Origin of the sequence: Enterobacter sp. BIDMC 26, from assembly GCF_000534435.1 — a bacterium.
Lineage (GTDB): Bacteria > Pseudomonadota > Gammaproteobacteria > Enterobacterales > Enterobacteriaceae > Enterobacter > Enterobacter ludwigii.
The window spans coordinates 4,619,448-4,636,913 of the sequence record NZ_KI973182.1; the positions used below are offsets into that span (position 1 = coordinate 4,619,448).

Annotated in this window: 15 protein-coding genes and 1 pseudogene; 7 read left to right on the top strand and 9 right to left on the bottom strand. The window is 57.7% G+C overall.

Annotated elements, in window-relative coordinates:
- Window positions 1-74: 74 nt before the first annotated feature.
- A complete protein-coding gene (locus L462_RS01970; protein ID WP_032679524.1) occupies window positions 75-2,459 on the top strand; it encodes a beta-N-acetylhexosaminidase in 2,385 nt (794 codons plus the stop codon).
- A gap of 66 nt (window positions 2,460-2,525) precedes the next feature.
- Here L462_RS01970 and ridA read toward each other — a convergent pair whose 3' ends face one another.
- The 4 genes from ridA to L462_RS24775 all read right to left on the bottom strand — a co-directional run bounded on the left by ridA (window position 2,526) and on the right by L462_RS24775 (window position 4,531).
- Window positions 2,526-2,912: a 2-iminobutanoate/2-iminopropanoate deaminase gene (gene ridA, locus L462_RS01965; protein WP_014168399.1), complete on the bottom strand. Its 387-nt coding sequence runs from the start codon at window positions 2,910-2,912 to the stop codon at window positions 2,526-2,528.
- Window positions 2,913-2,985: 73 nt separating this feature from the next.
- Complete coding sequence (gene pyrI, locus L462_RS01960; protein ID WP_025205744.1) at window positions 2,986-3,447, bottom strand: aspartate carbamoyltransferase regulatory subunit; 462 nt, start codon at window positions 3,445-3,447, stop codon at window positions 2,986-2,988.
- 12 nt (window positions 3,448-3,459) lie between these two features.
- A complete protein-coding gene (pyrB, locus tag L462_RS01955; protein ID WP_014168402.1) occupies window positions 3,460-4,392 on the bottom strand; it encodes an aspartate carbamoyltransferase in 933 nt (310 codons plus the stop codon).
- Between the two features lie 34 nt (window positions 4,393-4,426).
- The gene (locus L462_RS24775; RefSeq protein WP_168769597.1) at window positions 4,427-4,531 is read right to left on the bottom strand and encodes a pyrBI operon leader peptide; all 105 of its coding nucleotides are present in this window, start codon (window positions 4,529-4,531) and stop codon (window positions 4,427-4,429) included.
- Here L462_RS24775 and L462_RS25815 point away from each other — a divergent pair.
- Window positions 4,511-4,628, top strand: a pseudogene (locus L462_RS25815) (hypothetical protein). The gene L462_RS24775 and the pseudogene L462_RS25815 overlap by 21 nt on opposite strands.
- Window positions 4,629-4,631: 3 nt before the next feature.
- Here L462_RS25815 and L462_RS01950 read toward each other — a convergent pair.
- The 5 genes from L462_RS01950 to arcA all read right to left on the bottom strand — a co-directional run bounded on the left by L462_RS01950 (window position 4,632) and on the right by arcA (window position 9,879).
- Window positions 4,632-5,111: an arginine repressor gene (locus tag L462_RS01950; protein ID WP_025205741.1), complete on the bottom strand. Its 480-nt coding sequence runs from the start codon at window positions 5,109-5,111 to the stop codon at window positions 4,632-4,634.
- Window positions 5,112-5,191: 80 nt separating this feature from the next.
- On the bottom strand, window positions 5,192-6,595 hold the full coding sequence (locus L462_RS01945; RefSeq protein ID WP_032679525.1) for a YfcC family protein: 1,404 nt from the start codon (window positions 6,593-6,595) through the stop codon (window positions 5,192-5,194).
- A gap of 46 nt (window positions 6,596-6,641) precedes the next feature.
- Window positions 6,642-7,646, bottom strand: coding sequence for an ornithine carbamoyltransferase (argF, locus tag L462_RS01940; protein WP_020885389.1), 1,005 nt, complete (start codon window positions 7,644-7,646; stop codon window positions 6,642-6,644).
- Window positions 7,647-7,736: 90 nt separating this feature from the next.
- Complete coding sequence (gene arcC, locus L462_RS01935) at window positions 7,737-8,648, bottom strand: carbamate kinase (RefSeq protein ID WP_014168407.1); 912 nt, start codon at window positions 8,646-8,648, stop codon at window positions 7,737-7,739.
- A gap of 10 nt (window positions 8,649-8,658) precedes the next feature.
- A complete protein-coding gene (gene arcA / locus L462_RS01930) occupies window positions 8,659-9,879 on the bottom strand; it encodes an arginine deiminase (RefSeq protein WP_020885388.1) in 1,221 nt (406 codons plus the stop codon).
- Window positions 9,880-10,554: 675 nt separating this feature from the next.
- On the opposite strand from arcA, the gene L462_RS01925 reads away from it, so the two are divergent.
- From L462_RS01925 to L462_RS01905, 5 genes are all read left to right on the top strand, one after another.
- Window positions 10,555-11,007: a YhcH/YjgK/YiaL family protein gene (locus L462_RS01925; protein WP_014168409.1), complete on the top strand. Its 453-nt coding sequence runs from the start codon at window positions 10,555-10,557 to the stop codon at window positions 11,005-11,007.
- 218 nt (window positions 11,008-11,225) lie between these two features.
- Complete coding sequence (gene yagE, locus L462_RS01920; RefSeq protein WP_032679526.1) at window positions 11,226-12,134, top strand: 2-keto-3-deoxygluconate aldolase; 909 nt, start codon at window positions 11,226-11,228, stop codon at window positions 12,132-12,134.
- A 14-nt stretch (window positions 12,135-12,148) separates the two neighbouring features.
- Window positions 12,149-14,116 (top strand): xylonate dehydratase YagF, encoded by a 1,968-nt coding sequence (gene yagF / locus L462_RS01915; RefSeq protein ID WP_025205737.1) that lies wholly within the window; start codon window positions 12,149-12,151, stop codon window positions 14,114-14,116.
- Window positions 14,117-14,451: 335 nt separating this feature from the next.
- Window positions 14,452-15,834 carry an MFS transporter gene (locus L462_RS01910; protein ID WP_072126504.1) on the top strand — a complete coding sequence of 461 codons (1,383 nt, stop codon included), beginning with the start codon at window positions 14,452-14,454 and terminating at the stop codon, window positions 15,832-15,834.
- A gap of 11 nt (window positions 15,835-15,845) precedes the next feature.
- Window positions 15,846-17,465, top strand: a complete 1,620-nt coding sequence (locus L462_RS01905) for a glycoside hydrolase family 43 protein (protein WP_032679527.1) — start codon at window positions 15,846-15,848, stop codon at window positions 17,463-17,465.
- The last annotated feature ends 1 nt before the right edge of the window (window position 17,466 follow it).

Below are 17,466 nucleotides of genomic sequence, written 5' to 3' on the forward strand. Positions count from 1 at the left end.
TCGCTTGACGACAAAATGAGCGCATGTTAACTGAATGTTTTGCCTTTATTTGGCCCGTCAGATAAGGAACATTCATGTTACGGTACAGTCTCTTAACCGCCGGGCTGATGCTCGGCGCGTCAGCGTTTGCCGCTCCGGCAGGCGACCTTCCCCTGATGCCCTGGCCTGCGAAGGTTGAACGTCCCGCGACGCAGGGCGCACTGGTACTCAGCAACACCCTTTCCGTCAGCGTTACCGGAGACGACCTCGGCGACGCGGTCAACCGTCTGCGCCAGCGCATCGCCCTGCAAACCGGCTGGACGCTACAGCCGCAGGCCGTTAAACCGGACAAGCCCACCATCCGCATTGCCATTACCAAAAAAGTGAAGCCGCAGCCGCTGCCGGACAGCGATGAGCGCTATACGCTCACGGTCGATGCCAGTGGCGTGGATATCACCGCCAACACCCGTTTTGGTGCGCTGCGCGCCATGGAAACCCTGCTGCAGCTGATACAAAACGGTGCGGAAAACACCTCCCTGCCGTGGGTCACGATTGAGGATTCCCCCCGCTTCCCGTGGCGTGGGCTGCTGCTTGACTCGGCACGACACTTTATCCCGCTGCCGGATATCAAACGGCAGATTGACGGTATGGCGGCGGCAAAACTCAACGTGCTGCACTGGCATTTGACCGACGATCAGGGCTGGCGCTTCAGCTCGACACGCTATCCAAAGCTCACGCAGCTCGCCAGCGACGGGCTGTTTTACACGCCGGAACAGATGCGCGACGTTGTGCGCTATGCCACCGAACGCGGCATCCGCGTGGTGCCGGAGATCGACATGCCGGGCCACGCCTCGGCGATTGCCGTGGCCTACCCGGAACTGATGAGCGCCCCGGGACCGTATGTGATGGAACGCCACTGGGGCGTGCTGAAACCGGTCCTGGATCCGACAAAAGCGGCGACCTATCAGTTTGCGGAGGCGATGGTCAGTGAACTGGCGGCGATCTTCCCCGATCCGTATCTGCACATAGGCGGCGATGAGGTGGATGACACCCAGTGGAAAGCGAACGCCGCCATTCAGCAGTTTATGCGCGACAACACACTGGCAGACAGCCACGCCCTGCAGGCCTATTTCAACCGCAAGCTGGAAAATATCCTCGAAAAACACCACCGGCAGATGGTGGGCTGGGATGAAATTGCTCATCCTGATCTGCCAAAAAGCATCTTGATCCAGTCCTGGCAGGGCCAGGACGCGCTGGGGCAGGTGGCGCAGAAGGGCTATAAAGGCATTCTCTCGACCGGCTTTTACCTCGATCAGCCCCAGTCCACCGCCTATCACTACCGCAATGAAATTGTGCCGCAGGGGTTAAACGGCGAGGATGTGATTGGCGACACCGACAGCGCTCAAAGCTGGTCATTCACCATGCCGCGTCTGAAAGGCAAGCCGGTGGAGGGGAGTTTCACCCTGGTGAAAGGGGATTCCGGCTGGCGTGGATTTATTGATTTCGCCGGGAAATCCCGGCGTGCGGTACAGGATATTGCGTGGCGCGACGACAATCAGGTGACGTTTACCGTCGATACCTGGATGGGCGAAACGCGCCCGGTGGTGTCGGTGGACAACGATAAGCTGAGCGGCTATTTCCTGGTGGGCAATGCCCGCTATCCCATTGACGGCAAGCGCCTGGACGATATCCCCAAAGGCATCCCGCCGGTGGTACCGGACGCCGCTCATCAGGTGAACCTGCTCGGCGGGGAAGCCGCGCTGTGGGCGGAAAACGTGGTCGCACCGGTGCTGGATATCCGCCTGTGGCCGCGCACCTTTGCGGTGGCGGAGCGGTTATGGTCCGCGCAGGACGTTAACGATGTCGACAATATGTACACCCGCCTGCAGGCGATGGACAGCTGGTCGACGGTCTCGGTCGGGCTGCAGCAGCATACTCAGCAGCAGGTGCAGTTCACGCGTCTGGCGAATAACGCCGATACCCTTCCGCTGCAAATCCTCGCGCAGGCAATCGAACCGGCGCAGTATTACACCCGTCAGCACCTTAAGTTCCAGGCCGGAAATTACCATCAGTTCGAACCGCTTAACTGGTTTGCTGATGCGCTCAACGCCGAAAGTGCCACGGTGCGCCAGATGAACAAATGGGCTGACCGCCTGGTCAGCGACGCGGAAGACACGGAAAGCGCCGACGCGCTGCGCCACGTCTTCAACCGCTGGCAAAGCAACACCAGCGATGCGCTGGCATTGAGTGAAAACAGCTACGCACTGAAGGCGATTAAACCGGTTATTCAGGAGGTGGATAAGCTGGCCTCGATTGGCCTGCGGCTGACGGATCTGGTGGCGCGTCAGGGGACGCTGGATGACAACGAGATTGCCTCTATTCAGGGCGAGCTGGATAACGCGGCGAAAATACAGGATGAAGTGGTGATTGCGGCGGTGTATCCGCTGGAAACGCTGCTACGGGCGACGCGGAATCAGTAGCAAAACGCCCGGTAGCGCGTTGCCTGCCGGGCGCAAAGGCAGCGTCGGCTGCCCCCTGACTGAAACTTAGCGACGTACAGCGATCGCTTCGATTTCAATTTTCACGTCTTTAGGCAGACGCGCAACTTCCACACAGGAGCGTGCAGGGAAAGTGGCGTTGTGCTCAGTGAAGAACGCTTCGTACGTGGCGTTAACGGTCGCGAAATCGTTCAGATCTTTCACGAATACAGTGGTTTTCACGATGTCGCCCACTTTCAGACCCGCAGACTCCACGATAGCCTGTACGTTTTCCAGCGACTGACGCGCCTGCGCCGCCACGTCTTCTGGCACTTCACCCGTTTTTGGGTTCACCGGGATCTGGCCAGAGGTAATAATCATGCTACCCAGATCAACGCCCTGAACGTATGGGCCGATAGCCGCTGGTGCATTTTCCGTCGCGAGTACTTTGGTCATGATTTCTCCAGAATAACAGTGATTAAATGTTCCCGGCCATTATAGGGAGGCCGGGATCCTTTACCAACCTCAATTAGTTGGCCAGCACCACATAATGAGAAAACTCTTTTTCGCAGTATTTGCATTTGAGTGCGATGTCATCGGCACGTTTTTTCACTGCAAAACTGGACGAAACCGGCTCAGCATGACTGATGCAGTTGCTGTTCGGGCAGACCAGCACATTTTCAATGCGATCCGGCAGATTAGGACGGGATTTACCGACCACTTCGTACTCGTCGATGCGGTTCACGGTGGCATCCGGCGCGTACAGAGAGAGCTGGTTAACCTGCTCGTCGGTCAGGAAGGTGTTTTCAATCTTGATCAGGTCTTTGCGGCCCATTTCACCCGACGGCAGGTTCAGGCCGATGGTGATGCGCTGGTCGGTTTCGGTCAGCTTGAACAGCGTCAGCAGCTTAAAGCCGATCTGGGCAGGGATGTGGTCAATCACGGTGCCACGTTTGATGGCTTCAACCTGGAGTTTGTTATCGTGTGTCATTGTCATTTCCCCTTACAGAGCCAATTCGCGATTCAGAACCAGTGCCAGTAACGCCTGGCGGGCGAAGATGCCGTTTCCGGCCTGCTGGAAGTACCAGGCGTGCGGCGTTTTATCCACGTCGGTGGTGATCTCATCGATACGCGGCAGCGGGTGCAGCACCTTCATATTCTCGCGTGCGCCGTCGAGGTCGCTGGCGCGCAGCACAAACTGTGCCTTCACGTTGGCGTATTCAGACGGATCCAGACGCTCTTTCTGCACGCGGGTCATATACAGAATATCGACGTTGCCCATCACCTCTTCGATGCTGGCATGCAGACTCCACGGGATCCCTTTTTCGTCCAGCATGTCGAGGATGTACTGCGGCATTGCCAGCGCGTCCGGCGCGATGAAGAAGAAGTGGTTGCCGTTAAATTTCGCCAGCGCCTGGGTCAGCGAGTGAACGGTACGGCCATATTTCAGGTCACCCACCATGGCGATGTTCAGGTTTTCCAGACGGCCCTGCGTTTCCTGAATGGTGAACAGATCAAGCAGGGTCTGTGTCGGATGCTGGTTGGCCCCGTCTCCGGCGTTCAGCACCGGAATACCGCCGGAAAATTCGGTCGCCAGACGCGCCGCGCCTTCCTGCGGGTGGCGCATCACAATCGCATCAACGTAGGTACTGATAACTGAAATGGTATCCGCCAGCGTTTCGCCTTTTTTACCCAGCGAGGTGTTGCTGCTGTCTGAAAAACCCACCACGCTCGCGCCGAGGCGGTGCATGGAGGTTTCGAAGGAGAGGCGGGTGCGGGTCGACGCTTCGAAGAAGCAGCTCGCAATCACCTTGTGCTTCAGCAGTTCCGGTTGCGGATTTGCCTTCAGTTTTGCCGCGGTTTCCAGAACCAGTTCCAGCTCTTCGCGGCTGAGGTCGTTTATGGAAATGATGTGTTTTTGATAAAGCGGATTCATGTTTATCTCCTGACGCCGGGCAAAAAAAAGCCCCTCAAATGAGGGGCTCTGGGAATAGATTGTGCAACGGGAAGAAAAACGGCAGGCCAGCGTCTGATTTCAGACGCGGTAAGACGTTATGTCGTACACGCTTGACCATGCTTCCTCCCGGCAAATTGTCGGGCATTATACGCAGCTCGATTTTCGGATCAAGGGGTTTAATGCACACTTTACTCAATGCAAACGGTTCTTTATGAATATTAATTCGTTCTGAGTAAATAATTAATTTGTTTATGCACCAGCGCAGTACGCTTCACCACCCGAGGAGCGACCCAGACGATACTGCTTCCGGCAACCACACCTAAAATTTCCGGTAACTGGTGATAATCCAGAATTCGCGCCACCGCACGGCCATATCCGGCCACGGTATGAACAAGGATAAATTCGCTATTATGCTCCACGCTCACCACCATTTCGGAAACGGTACGCGCGGCATCGGGGGCAGGGCGCAACTGAGGATTCAACGAATAAATCTTTAGCCCTTTGGCATTTCGAATTTTTATGACACCGAGCAATTTCAGCAGACGCGAAACGGTCGACTGGCTGATGCTGTCAAACCCTCTCTCCTGCAAATCGCGGCGGATTTCTTCCTGGGAGAGATAACTCTTTTCGGCGATCAGCTGCTGGCACACCGTTAGCTGCAGTTGTTCTCTGGGAGAGCAGTCTTCGTAATCCATCATATTTCCCATATCAGTTCCCGACATAACCGGTGGCACCGCACCGGTCCGTAGGCCGGACAGGCGCAGTGCCAGCCGGCAAATTACAACAAGGCACCCAGGCTTAACGCCACCATAATCACCACCGTCAGGATCGCCAGCAGCGGCGCAACCCATTTCAGGTAACGCACGTAAGGCACACGGGCAATCGCCAGACCGCCCATCACAACCGCTGAGGTCGGCGTGACCAGGTTAACGATGCCGGAGGCCGACTGGTAAGCCGTAACCACCAGGTCGCGGTTGACGTTAGCGAAATCAGCAAGGGGTGCCATGATCGGCATCGTCAGAACGGCCAGGCCGGACGAAGAAGGCACAAGAAACGACAGCACGACCTCAAGCCAGTACATCACGTTGATAAACGCCACCGTGGACAACCCGCTGACCAGCCCTTCCGCGCTGTGCAAAATGGTGTGGGTAATCATGCCCTTATCCATAATGACTACGATACCGCGCGCAATGCCGATAATCAGCGCGACGCCCAGCAAATCTCGCGCGCCGTTGATAAACGTCGAGGTCAGCTCCTCTTCGCTCATGCGGGCAATCAGCCCGACGATAATGGCGCTGGCCAAAAATACCGCCGAGATCTCCGCCATCCACCAGCCCAGCACCGCTACGCCGTAGATCATCACCGCGAAGGCGAGGGCGAAGATCAGCAGAATGATTTTGCGCACCGGGGTAAATTCCAGCGACTGCTCGCCTTTATTGCCGAGGAAGTGGGCGAGGTTCTCTTCCTGCTTGTCTGCGACGATGGAGCATGACGGATCCAGACGCACTTTACGGGCATAGCGCATCACCCATGCCGCGCAAATGATCCAGCCGATCACCAGCAGCGCCACGCGCAGGGCGATACCGTTGGTGAACGGGATCCCGGCGGCGTTAGCGGCGATCACCGTGGCAAACGGGTTGATGGTGGAGCCGAGCGTGCCGATCCCCGCCCCGAGCAGCACGGTGGATGCGGCGACAACCGGATCGAAACGGGCGGCCAGCATCACCGGGACCAGCAGGGTATAAAAGGGCAGGGACTCTTCGGCCATGCCGTAAATGGTGCCGCCAGCCGCGAACAGCGCCATCAGGATCGGGATCATCCACTCTTCACGTCCGCGAAGGCGGGTGGTTACGCGTTCGATCCCGGCGTCGATTGCCCCGGTTTTGGTGACGATCCCGAGAAATCCCCCGATGATCAGGATAAACAGCGCGACGTCGATCGCCCCGGCCTGGCCGGAAACGGGATCGTACAGCCCGGCAATGGGGGCCATCAGTACGGAAACCAGCCCCTGCGGATGCGCCGCCACGTGCGCGTACGTTCCGGCAATCGGCACTTCTTTACCGAGGGTTTCATTCATTGCCATCTGATACTGACCGGCAGGCACGACCCAGCTCAGTGCCGCCACAACGGCAATCAGAAAAAAGAGAATGGTGTAAGCGGAGGGAAACTTGAACTTGCCCATGATGTTCTCCTGTACCCGGCGCACCCCGTGGCGCGCCGGGCGGTGATTAGTCGCCGAGTGTCGCCACCATGACCGCTTTAATGGTGTGCATGCGGTTCTCTGCTTCGTCAAAGACGATTGAGTTCGGTGATTCGAAGACCTCTTCCGTCACCTCCAGCCCTTTCAGACCGTAGGCCATCTCGATTTCACGGCCGACTTTGGTGTGTTCGTTGTGGAACGCCGGCAGGCAGTGCATGAACTTGACGTTCGGGTTGCCGGTGGCTTTCATCACCTGGGCGTTAATCTGGTAAGGCTTCATCAGGCTGACGCGCTCGGCCCAGGCCTCTTTCGGCTCGCCCATCGAGACCCACACGTCGGTGTAGAGGAAATCGGCACCGTGTACGCCTTCCTCCACGTCGTCGGTGAGCGTGATGCGTGCGCCGGTCTCTTTGGCGATGGCGCGGCACTGCTCAACCAGCCCGGCTTCCGGCCAGAACGATTTCGGTGCGACGAGGCGGATATCCATCCCCATTTTGGCGGCACCGACCATCAGGGAGTTGCCCATGTTGTTCCGCGCGTCGCCAAGGTAGGCAAAGCTCAGGTCCGGCAGGGTTTTGCCCGGAGCATGCTCCAGCATGGTCATCAGGTCGGCGAGGATCTGCGTGGGGTGAAACTCGTCGGTCAGGCCGTTCCACACCGGCACGCCCGCATACTCGCCCAGCTCTTCCACAATGGCCTGGCCGTAGCCGCGATACTCGATGCCGTCGTACATCCGCCCCAGCACGCGGGCGGTGTCTTTCATCGACTCCTTGTGGCCAATCTGCGAGCCGCTTGGGCCGAGGTAGGTCACCTGTGCGCCCTGGTCGAAGGCACCGACTTCAAAGGCGCAGCGGGTGCGCGTGGACGTTTTTTCAAAAATCAGGGCGATGTTTTTCCCGACCAGGGTTTGTTTTTCACGTCCGGCTTTTTTGGCGGCTTTGAGTTCGATGGCCAGGTCGATCAGGTACTGGATTTCTGCCGGGGTGTAGTCCAGCAGTTTGAGGAAGTTACGGTTTTTCAGATTGATGGTCATTGGGTCGTCCCTTTTAAAATGGTGTTGTCTGGTGCCCTCACCCCGACCCTCGCCCACAGGGAGAGAGGGAAGGTGAGGGGAAAATACGGTTCAGTGGCGAATCAACGTGCCTTTCTCGCCCGCCAGAATGTCTGCCCCGTCGGCCAGCGCGCCGATCCCGGCGATGCCGTTGCAGGCCTCGACAAACTCGCGGCAGGCGGCCACTTTCGGCCCCATCGAACCGGCGTCAAACTGCATGCCCCTGAGCAGTTCCGGCGTGACCTGTGCCAGCGGACGCTGGGTTGGTTTGCCCCAGTCGAGGTACACCGCGTCGGCATCGGTCAGGATCAGCAGGGCATCGGCTTCAATCTGGCGCGCCAGCAGGGCGGCAGAGAGGTCTTTGTCGATCACCGCTTCAATGCCGTGATACCCATTGGCGTTTTCCACCACCGGCACGCCGCCGCCGCCGTTGCAGATCACCAGGTGATCGCGCTGTATCAGTGCCGTGATGGCGTCGCTCTCAACGATGCGTTTCGGCTGTGGAGAGGGAACCACCCGGCGGAAATAGCTGCCGTCGGCCTTGAACACCCAGCCTTTCTCCGCCTGCAGCGTTTTTGCCTGGGCTTCGCTGTAGACCGGGCCGATGTATTTGGTCGGGTTAGTAAATGCCGGATCGGCGGCGTCCACTTCCACCTGGGTGAGCAGGACGCTCACCTCACGCTGGGGCAGGTTGTTTTTCAGCGCCTGCTGGAGCATGTAGCCGATCATTCCCTGACTTTCGGCGCCGAGGATGTCCAGCGGGTAGGGGGTGACTTTGTCGTACGCGCTGTTTTGCAGCGCCAGCAGCCCAACCTGCGGCCCGTTGCCGTGAACCAGTACCACGCGCCACTGTTCCGTCAGCCCGGCGATGGTGCGGGCCGCTAGCTCGATGTTCTGGCGCTGGATCTCCGCTTCCAGCGGCTCGCCGCGTTTCAGCAATGCGTTACCGCCAAGCGCCACTACCAGAGTGGGTTTTCGTTCCATGATGGCTCCTTTAAATTCCGTCGCGTTCCAGTGGGCAGCTCATGCAGCGCGCGCCGCCGCGGCCGCGTCCCAGTTCGTCACCCGGGATAGGCAGCACGGTGATACCCGCTTTGTCATATTTCTCGTTGGTCCAGACGTTACGTTCGTAGCCAATCACCACGCCCGGGCGGATGGTCAGCACGTTATTCGCGTCATTCCACTGTTCGCGTTCGGCTTCAAAGGCGTCGCCGCCGGTGGTGATCAGGCGTACCTGATTAATGCCGAGCGCTTTTTCAATGGCGTGCAGCAGATCCGTTTCCTGGGTGCGCAGCAGGCCACCGCGGCCGTCCGGAGTGAGCGTCCAGCACTGAGCGTCTTTGCGCACCACTTCCGGGTAGACGGAGAAGGTGTCCACGTCGATGTGGGTCATGACGGTATCGAGGTGCATGCAGGAGCGGTGTTTTGGCAGTTCCACAGCGATGACGCGCTCGGCCTGGCGGTGTTTGAACAGGCTATTGGCGAGGAACTCAACGCCCTGCGGCGTGGTGCGTTCAGACATGCCGATTAACACTGCGCCGCGGCCAATGACTAATACGTCGCCGCCCTCTAACGTGGCGTGGTCGTAATTAATGTTTTCATCGCCGAAATACTTAATAAAATCGCCATCGGCAAATGCAGGGTGCCAGCGATATATGGCCCGGAGATTATTGGTTTCACGCTGGCGGGCCGCTTTGGCCATCGGGTTAATTGACACGCCGTTATAAATCCAGCACGAGGTATCGCGGGTAAATAAATGATTAGGCAGTGGCTTCATAATAAAATCATTTGCCGTGTGGGTATCCACCACCATATTTTTAAAGGCCGCCGGAATTTCACCGTAGGTTAATCCGCCGCTTAATCTGCGTGCCAGTTCGCGGTGTGGCATATCTGCCAGCCAGCCGCGTACGTCGCCGGCAAAGGTTGGCCCGAGGCGATAGTCAGAGATTTGCGTCTCCAGCAGCCAGGTTTTGGCCTCCGCAATATCAAGCGTTTGCGTGAGAAGGTCGGTCAGCAGCAGGACTTCCACACCCTGTTCGCGCAGGGTGTTAGCGAAGATGTCATGCTCTTCACCCGCCCGCTCAACCGAGAGCACATCATCGAATAGCAGCTCCTGGCAGTTCGATGGCGTTAAACGTTTCAGACTTAAATTTGGGCGGTGCAGCATAACGCTACGCAATTGACCAATTTCAGAACCGACGTAATGCTTTTCCATAATTATTCCTTTAACTGTTTTTCAGAATAAAAAGGGCATGCGCCATGTGATGTCTTTATTTACATGGCGGCTAAGCTCAATTGATTTCGAGATTTATAGTAGGCGCTTAAATAATGAATATTGTGACATCGCTCACGTGAAAATGGCTATTAAGGAGTTTGTTTTCATTTGCATGATTCGTATCAGGTAATGATTAATTTGATTATATTTGCGGGTGAATAGCTAAGCAGGATCCGTTGGCATTATTTGGAGTTGTTATTATTTTGTAGAATTTAATGTTTTGACATATTTAGTTATGGTATTGATTTTAATGATAATTAAACGGCGCGCAGAATGACTATGCACTATTATCCATTAACTATTTTTGGCTTAAGAAAAATCATTAAATAATTATGGGATTTAATAGCAAATTACCAAAATGATAAAGTGTGAAGTCACAGAGAGTTTTGCTATGAAGCGTATACGATCAGTAAGTTAGCATCACGGCCTGAAAGCGGAGAGCTGAGGTTATGCATAAAGACTGCATAAATGCCTGTGAGCGATTAACAGTGGAGTAACACATTTCCCGATAAACATGCGCTCGCGCAAAACTCATCGAAAAAGCGGTGGTAGGACAGTCTGAATTCTCGTATAAAAGATTAAAATGAAACGCTGTTTTATATTGAGGATTTATTTATGATCGCTGGCAACATCCATCATCTGCAGTCCTGGCTACCTGAAGAACTGCGTCAGGCTATCGAGTACGTCAAGGCGCACGTTACCGATGCTACCCCCTGCGGCAAACACGACATCGACGGCAACAGCCTGTTTTATCTGGTGTCTGAAGATATGACCCAGCCATTTGCCGAGCGCCGCGCTGAGTATCACGCCCGCTACCTGGATATTCAGATAATCATGAAAGGCCAGGAGGGGATGACCTTCAGTACCCTGCCGCACGGTACGCCGGACACCGACTGGCTGGCGGATAAAGACATCGCGTTTTTGCCCGAGGGCGGGCAGGAAAAAACGGTGGTGTTAAGTGAAGGTGATTTTGTGGTGTTCTATCCGGGTGAAGTGCACAAGCCGCTGTGCGCGGTGGGCGCGCCTGCGAAGGTGCGTAAAGTGGTAGTGAAAATGCTGGTGGGGTAAGCCCTGTTAGCGTAAGAGAAGGGTGAAACATTCCCTCTTCCGGTGGGAGAGGGTGAAAGCATCAGGCCGCAGCCCGTCATTATGTGATCCAGCTTATATTTTCCGCACTCCCTCATCGCCTCCCATTTACCTGCGCTTTTTCTGCGTCATAGTATGATCGTTAAATTAATGAACGCCGTTCTATAATGTAGAACAAAATAATTCAGCAAGGAGATCTCATGCCGCAGACCGCGTTGTTCACGGGAATCATTCCCCCTGTCTCCACCATCTTTACCGCCGATGGACAGCTTGATAAACACGGCACTGCCGCGTTGATCGACGACCTGATCGCCGCAGGGGTCGATGGCCTGTTCTTTTTGGGCAGCGGCGGCGAGTTCTCCCAGCTAAACGCCGAAGAGCGTAAAACCATTGCCCGGTTTGCTATCGATCATGTCGATCGCCGGGTGCCGGTGCTGATCGGCACCGGTGGCACCAACGCCCGGGAAACCCTTGAACTGAGCCAGCATGCGCAGCAGGCCGGCGCCGACGGGATCGTGGTGATCAACCCGTACTACTGGAAAGTGTCTGAATCGAATCTGATCCGCTATTTCGAACAGGTGGCAGACAGCGTCACGCTGCCGGTAATGCTGTATAACTTCCCGGCGCTGACCGGGCAGGATCTGACTCCGGCGCTGGTCAAAACCCTGGCCGACTCGCGGAGCAATATTGTCGGCATCAAAGACACGATCGATTCCGTCGCCCATCTGCGCAGCATGATCCACACCGTCAAATCTGCCCATCCGCACTTCACGGTGCTGTGCGGCTATGACGATCATCTGTTTAATACGCTGCTGCTGGGGGGCGATGGCGCGATCTCGGCCAGCGGTAATTTTGCTCCGCAGGTGTCGGTGAATCTGCTGAAGGCCTGGCGTGACCAGGAGGTGGCGAAGGCGGCCGAATACCACCAGATCCTGCTGCAAATACCGCAGATGTATCAGCTTGATACGCCGTTTGTGAACGTCATTAAAGAGGCGATTGTGCTGTGCGGCCGCCCGATCTCCACATACGTGCTGCCGCCCGCGTCGCCACTGGATGAACCGCGTAAGGCGCAGCTGAAAACCCTGTTGCAACAGCTCAAGCTCTGCTGAGCCGGAAGACGACGATGACCATTGAGAAAATTTTTACCCCACAGGACGATGCGTTTTATGCCGTCATCACCCATGCGGCCGGGCCGCAGGGGGCACTGCCGCTGACGCCGCAAATGCTGATGGAATCCCCCAGCGGTAACCTGTTTGGCATGACGCAAAACGCCGGTATGGGCTGGGACGCCAACAAGCTGACCGGCAAAGAGGTGCTGATTATCGGTACGCAGGGCGGCATTCGCGCCGGGGACGGGCGACCTGTGGCGCTGGGCTACCACACCGGGCACTGGGAGATTGGCATGCAGATGCAGGCGGCGGCGAAGGAGATCACCCGTAATGGTGGGATCCCGTTTGCGGCCTTCGTCAGCGATCCGTGCGACGGACGTTCTCAGGGCACCCACGGCATGTTCGACTCCCTGCCGTACCGTAATGACGCGGCGATCGTGTTTCGTCGTCTGATCCGCTCCCTGCCGACGCGGCGCGCGGTGATCGGCGTGGCAACCTGCGATAAAGGGCTGCCCGCGACCATGATTGCGCTGGCCTCCATGCATGATCTGCCGACCATTCTGGTGCCGGGTGGGGCGACGCTGCCGCCGACCGTGGGGGAAGACGCCGGAAAAGTGCAGACCATTGGTGCGCGTTTCGCTAACCATGAGCTGTCGCTGCAGGAGGCCGCCGAGCTGGGGTGCCGCGCCTGCGCATCACCCGGCGGCGGCTGTCAGTTTCTCGGCACCGCGGGAACGTCACAGGTGGTGGCCGAAGCGCTGGGTCTGGCGCTGCCGCACTCCGCGCTCGCCCCGTCCGGGCAGGCCGTGTGGCTGGAGATTGCCCGTCAGTCTGCGCGGGCGGTGAGCGAGCTGGATAACCGTGGGATCACGACCCGCGATATCCTGACCGACAAAGCCATTGAAAACGCCATGGTGCTTCACGCGGCGTTTGGCGGCTCCACCAACCTGCTGCTGCACATCCCGGCGATTGCCCATGCGGCGGGCTGCACCATTCCGGATGTGGCGCACTGGACGCGCATCAACCGTAAGGTTCCGCGTCTGGTGAGCGTGCTGCCAAACGGCCCGGACTACCACCCGACGGTGCGTGCTTTCCTGGCGGGCGGCGTGCCGGAGGTTATGCTCCATCTGCGCAAGCTGGGGCTGCTGCATGAAGATGCCATGACCGTTACCGGCCAGACGGTCGGGGAGAACCTCGACTGGTGGGAAAACTCAGCGCGTCGGGCGCGTTTTCGTCAGTGCCTGCGCGAGCAGGACGGCGTCGACCCGGATGACGTGATCCTGCCGCCTGAACGCGCCCACGCGAAAGGCCTGACCTCGACGGTCTGCTTCCCGACCGGCAATATCGCGCCCGAAGGGTCGGTGATCAAAGCCACGGCCATCGACCCGTCTGTTGTGGATGACGATGGCGTTTACCGCCATACCGGACGGGTGCGGGTGTTTGTCTCTGAAGCGCAGGCTATTAAGGCCATCAAGCAGGAAGCGATCCAGCAGGGCGATATTATGGTGGTGATTGGCGGAGGCCCGTCCGGCACCGGCATGGAAGAGACCTACCAGCTAACCTCTGCGCTGAAACATATCTCGTGGGGCAAGACGGTATCGCTGATCACCGATGCGCGCTTCTCGGGGGTATCAACCGGGGCGTGCTTCGGCCATGTGTCGCCGGAAGCGCTGGCTGGTGGCCCCATCGGCAAGCTGCGCGACAACGATATCATTGAGATCAGCGTCGACCGCCTGTCCTTAACGGGCAGCGTTAACTTTATCGGCACGGCGGAACAGCCGCTGACGCCGGAAGAGGGGGCGCGCGTGCTGGCGTCGCGTCCGGTGCATCCTGACCTGCACGCCCACGCATTTTTGCCGGACGATACCCGCCTGTGGGCGGCCCTGCAGTCGGTGAGCGGCGGCACCTGGAAAGGGTGTATTTATGACACCGATAAAATCATCGAGGTAATTAACGCCGGTAAAAAAGCGCTCGGTCTTTAATTATATTTCTGGCTCTTGTCGTCTACGGAAAATATTCCGTGGACGGCTTTTGCATGTCTGTTTTTTATTATTGCGTAAACAATCTAATTACATGAAAAACAAAGTCTTTAAATGATATGAGGATGTCGAGTGGCGTCACAAAAGCAAAATATCATAATTCAGAAATAAGATATGACCATTGTCGGTTAATTGAACACTTAATTACACTCTATTAACACGATGTTGTGAATTCAGCACACGAAATAAGGGTGTATTCCTGATGATGCACCGGGCATTTATTTGCCTGAATCAGGACCCTGGCGTTTGCACTGTTCCACGTACTGCCGTTGGGGGTAATGATGCAATTAACCATGAAAGATAAAATTGGCTACGGGCTGGGTGACACCGCCTGCGGCTTTGTCTGGCAGGCCACCATGTTCCTGCTGGCCTATTTCTATACCGACGTGTTTGGCCTGTCGGCGGGCATTATGGGGACGCTGTTTTTAGTTTCCCGCGTGCTGGATGCCGTCACCGATCCGCTGATGGGGCTGCTGGTTGACCGCACCCGCACGCGTCACGGCCAGTTCCGCCCGTTCCTGCTGTGGGGCGCTATCCCGTTTGGGATTGTCTGCGTGCTGACCTTCTACACGCCGGACTTCTCCGCGCAGGGTAAAATCATCTATGCCTGCATAACCTACATTCTGCTGACCCTGGTCTACACCTTCGTTAACGTCCCTTACTGCGCCATGCCGGGCGTCATCACCGCTGACCCGAAAGAGCGCCACGCGCTGCAGTCCTGGCGCTTTTTCCTCGCGGCGGCGGGATCGCTGGCCATCAGTGGCATTGCGCTGCCGCTGGTGAGCATCATTGGTAAAGGCGATGAGCAGGTCGGCTATTTCGGCGCCATGTGCGTGCTGGGGCTGAGCGGCGTGGTGCTGCTCTACGTCTGCTTCTTCACCACCAAAGAGCGCTACACCTTTGAGGTGCAGCCGGGGTCGTCGGTGTCGAAAGACCTCAAGCTTCTGTTCGGCAATACCCAGTGGCGCATTATGTGTGCGTTCAAGATGATGGCGACCTGCTCCAACGTGGTCCGCGGCGGGGCGACGCTCTACTTCGTGAAATACGTCATGGATCACCCGGAGATGGCGACGCAGTTTCTGCTTTACGGCAGCCTCGCCACCATGTTTGGTTCGCTCTGCTCATCCCGCCTGCTGGGGCGCTTTGACCGGGTGACCGCCTTCAAGTGGATTATCGTGGCCTACTCCCTGATCAGCCTGCTGATTTTCTTCATCCCAGCCGAACATATCGCCCTGATTTTCGCCCTTAATATTCTGTTCCTGTTCGTCTTTAACACCACCACGCCTCTGCAGTGGCTGATGGCCTCTGACGTGGTGGATTACGAGGAGAGCCGCAGCGGTCGCCGTCTCGACGGGCTGGTGTTCTCCACCTACCTGTTCAGCCTGAAGATCGGTCTGGCGATTGGCGGCGCGGTGGTGGGCTGGATCCTGGCGTATGTGAACTACTCCGCCAGCAGCAGCGTGCAGCCGGTCGAAGTGCTGACCACCATTAAAATTCTGTTCTGCGTGGTGCCGGTGGTGCTCTACGTGGGCATGTTCATCATGCTGTCGTTCTACAAACTCACCGACGCCCGCGTGGCGGCCATCAGCCAGCAGCTGATTAAGCACCGTGCAACGCAGGGTGACGCCGTGCCCGACGCTGCGACAGCCGCATCCCATTAACAGGAGGCAACATGACAACGATAACAAACCCGATCCTCACCGGCTTTAACCCGGACCCGTCCCTGTGCCGTCAGGGGGAGGATTACTACATCGCCACCTCGACGTTTGAATGGTTTCCGGGCGTGCGCATCTACCACTCCCGCGACATGAAGAACTGGTCGCTGGTCAGCACGCCGCTGGACAGGGTGTCGATGCTGGACATGAAGGGCAACCCGGACTCCGGCGGCATCTGGGCGCCGTGCCTGAGCTACGCCGATGGCCAATTCTGGCTGCTGTACACCGACGTGAAAATTGTCGATTCGCCGTGGAAAAATGGCCGTAACTTCCTCGTCACTGCGCCCTCCATCGAGGGGCCGTGGAGCGAACCGATCCCGATGGGCAACGGAGGGTTTGACCCGTCGCTGTTCCATGACGACGATGGCCGCAAATACTATCTCTACCGCCCGTGGGGGCCGCGCCATCACAGCAATCCGCATAACACCATCGTGATGCAGGAGTTTGACCCGCAGACCGGCACCCTTTCGCCCGAGCGCAAAACCCTGTTTACCGGCACGCCGCTCTGCTACACCGAAGGGGCGCACCTTTATCGTAAAGAGGGCTGGTACTACCTGATGGTCGCCGAAGGCGGCACCAGCTATGAACACGCGGTGGTGGTGCTGCGCTCAAAAACGCTCGACGGGCCGTACGAGCTGCATCCGGACGTGACGATGATGACCAGCTGGCATCTGCCGGAGAACCCGCTGCAGAAGAGCGGCCACGGCTCGCTGCTGCAGACCCACACCGGGGAGTGGTATATGGCCTACCTCACCAGCCGACCGCTGCGCCTGCCGGGCATACCGCTGCTGGCCTCGGGCGGGCGCGGCTACTGCCCGCTGGGACGCGAGACTGGCATTGCGCGCATCGAATGGCGCGACGGCTGGCCGTACGTTGACGGAGGCAAACACGCGCAGCTGAACGTCCCCGGCCCGCAGATAGCGGAGCAGCCCGCCGCCTCCCGGGACAGCTGGCGTGAGGATTTCGACGGCAGCACGCTTGACCCGGAGCTGCAGACCCTGCGCATTCCGTTCGACGACACCCTCGGCTCGCTCAGCGTGCGCCCGGGGTATTTGCGGCTTTACGGCAACGACTCGCTTAACTCGACCTTTACCCAGTCGACCGTGGCACGCCGCTGGCAGCACTTCGCCTTCCGGGCAGAGACGCGCATGCAGTTCTCGCCGGTTCACTTCCAGCAGAGCGCCGGGCTGACCTGCTACTACAACAGTAAAAACTGGAGCTACTGCTTTGTGGACTACGAGGAGGGGCAGGGCAGAACGATCAAAGTGATCCAGCTTGACCACAACGTGCCGTCGTGGCCGCTGCATGAACAGCCGATCCCGGTACCGGACAGCGCAGAGAGCATCTGGTTACGGGTTGACGTCGACACCCTGGTTTACCGTTACAGCTACTCGTTTGACGGTGAGACGTGGCACACCGTGCCGGTGACGTATGAAGCGTGGAAACTGTCGGATGACTACATCGGCGGCCGCGGCTTCTTTACCGGCGCGTTTGTCGGCCTGCACTGCGAAGACATCAGCGGTGACGGCTGCCACGCTGACTTTGATTACTTCACCTACGAACCGCTCACGAAATAGC

Bases quoted from the DNA above. Each gene is read 5' to 3' on its own strand.
- L462_RS01970 (WP_032679524.1), top strand. From the start codon at position 75: ATGTTACGGTACAGTCTCTTAACCGCCGGGCTGATGCTCGGCGCGTCA.
- ridA (WP_014168399.1), bottom strand. From the start codon at position 2,912: ATGACCAAAGTACTCGCGACGGAAAATGCACCAGCGGCTATCGGCCCA.
- pyrI (WP_025205744.1), bottom strand. From the start codon at position 3,447: ATGACACACGATAACAAACTCCAGGTTGAAGCCATCAAACGTGGCACC.
- pyrB (WP_014168402.1), bottom strand. From the start codon at position 4,392: ATGAATCCGCTTTATCAAAAACACATCATTTCCATAAACGACCTCAGC.
- L462_RS24775 (WP_168769597.1), bottom strand. From the start codon at position 4,531: ATGGTCAAGCGTGTACGACATAACGTCTTACCGCGTCTGAAATCAGAC.
- L462_RS01950 (WP_025205741.1), bottom strand. From the start codon at position 5,111: ATGATGGATTACGAAGACTGCTCTCCCAGAGAACAACTGCAGCTAACG.
- L462_RS01945 (WP_032679525.1), bottom strand. From the start codon at position 6,595: ATGGGCAAGTTCAAGTTTCCCTCCGCTTACACCATTCTCTTTTTTCTG.
- argF (WP_020885389.1), bottom strand. From the start codon at position 7,646: ATGACCATCAATCTGAAAAACCGTAACTTCCTCAAACTGCTGGACTAC.
- arcC (WP_014168407.1), bottom strand. From the start codon at position 8,648: ATGGAACGAAAACCCACTCTGGTAGTGGCGCTTGGCGGTAACGCATTG.
- arcA (WP_020885388.1), bottom strand. From the start codon at position 9,879: ATGGAAAAGCATTACGTCGGTTCTGAAATTGGTCAATTGCGTAGCGTT.
- L462_RS01925 (WP_014168409.1), top strand. From the start codon at position 10,555: ATGATCGCTGGCAACATCCATCATCTGCAGTCCTGGCTACCTGAAGAA.
- yagE (WP_032679526.1), top strand. From the start codon at position 11,226: ATGCCGCAGACCGCGTTGTTCACGGGAATCATTCCCCCTGTCTCCACC.
- yagF (WP_025205737.1), top strand. From the start codon at position 12,149: ATGACCATTGAGAAAATTTTTACCCCACAGGACGATGCGTTTTATGCC.
- L462_RS01910 (WP_072126504.1), top strand. From the start codon at position 14,452: ATGATGCAATTAACCATGAAAGATAAAATTGGCTACGGGCTGGGTGAC.
- L462_RS01905 (WP_032679527.1), top strand. From the start codon at position 15,846: ATGACAACGATAACAAACCCGATCCTCACCGGCTTTAACCCGGACCCG.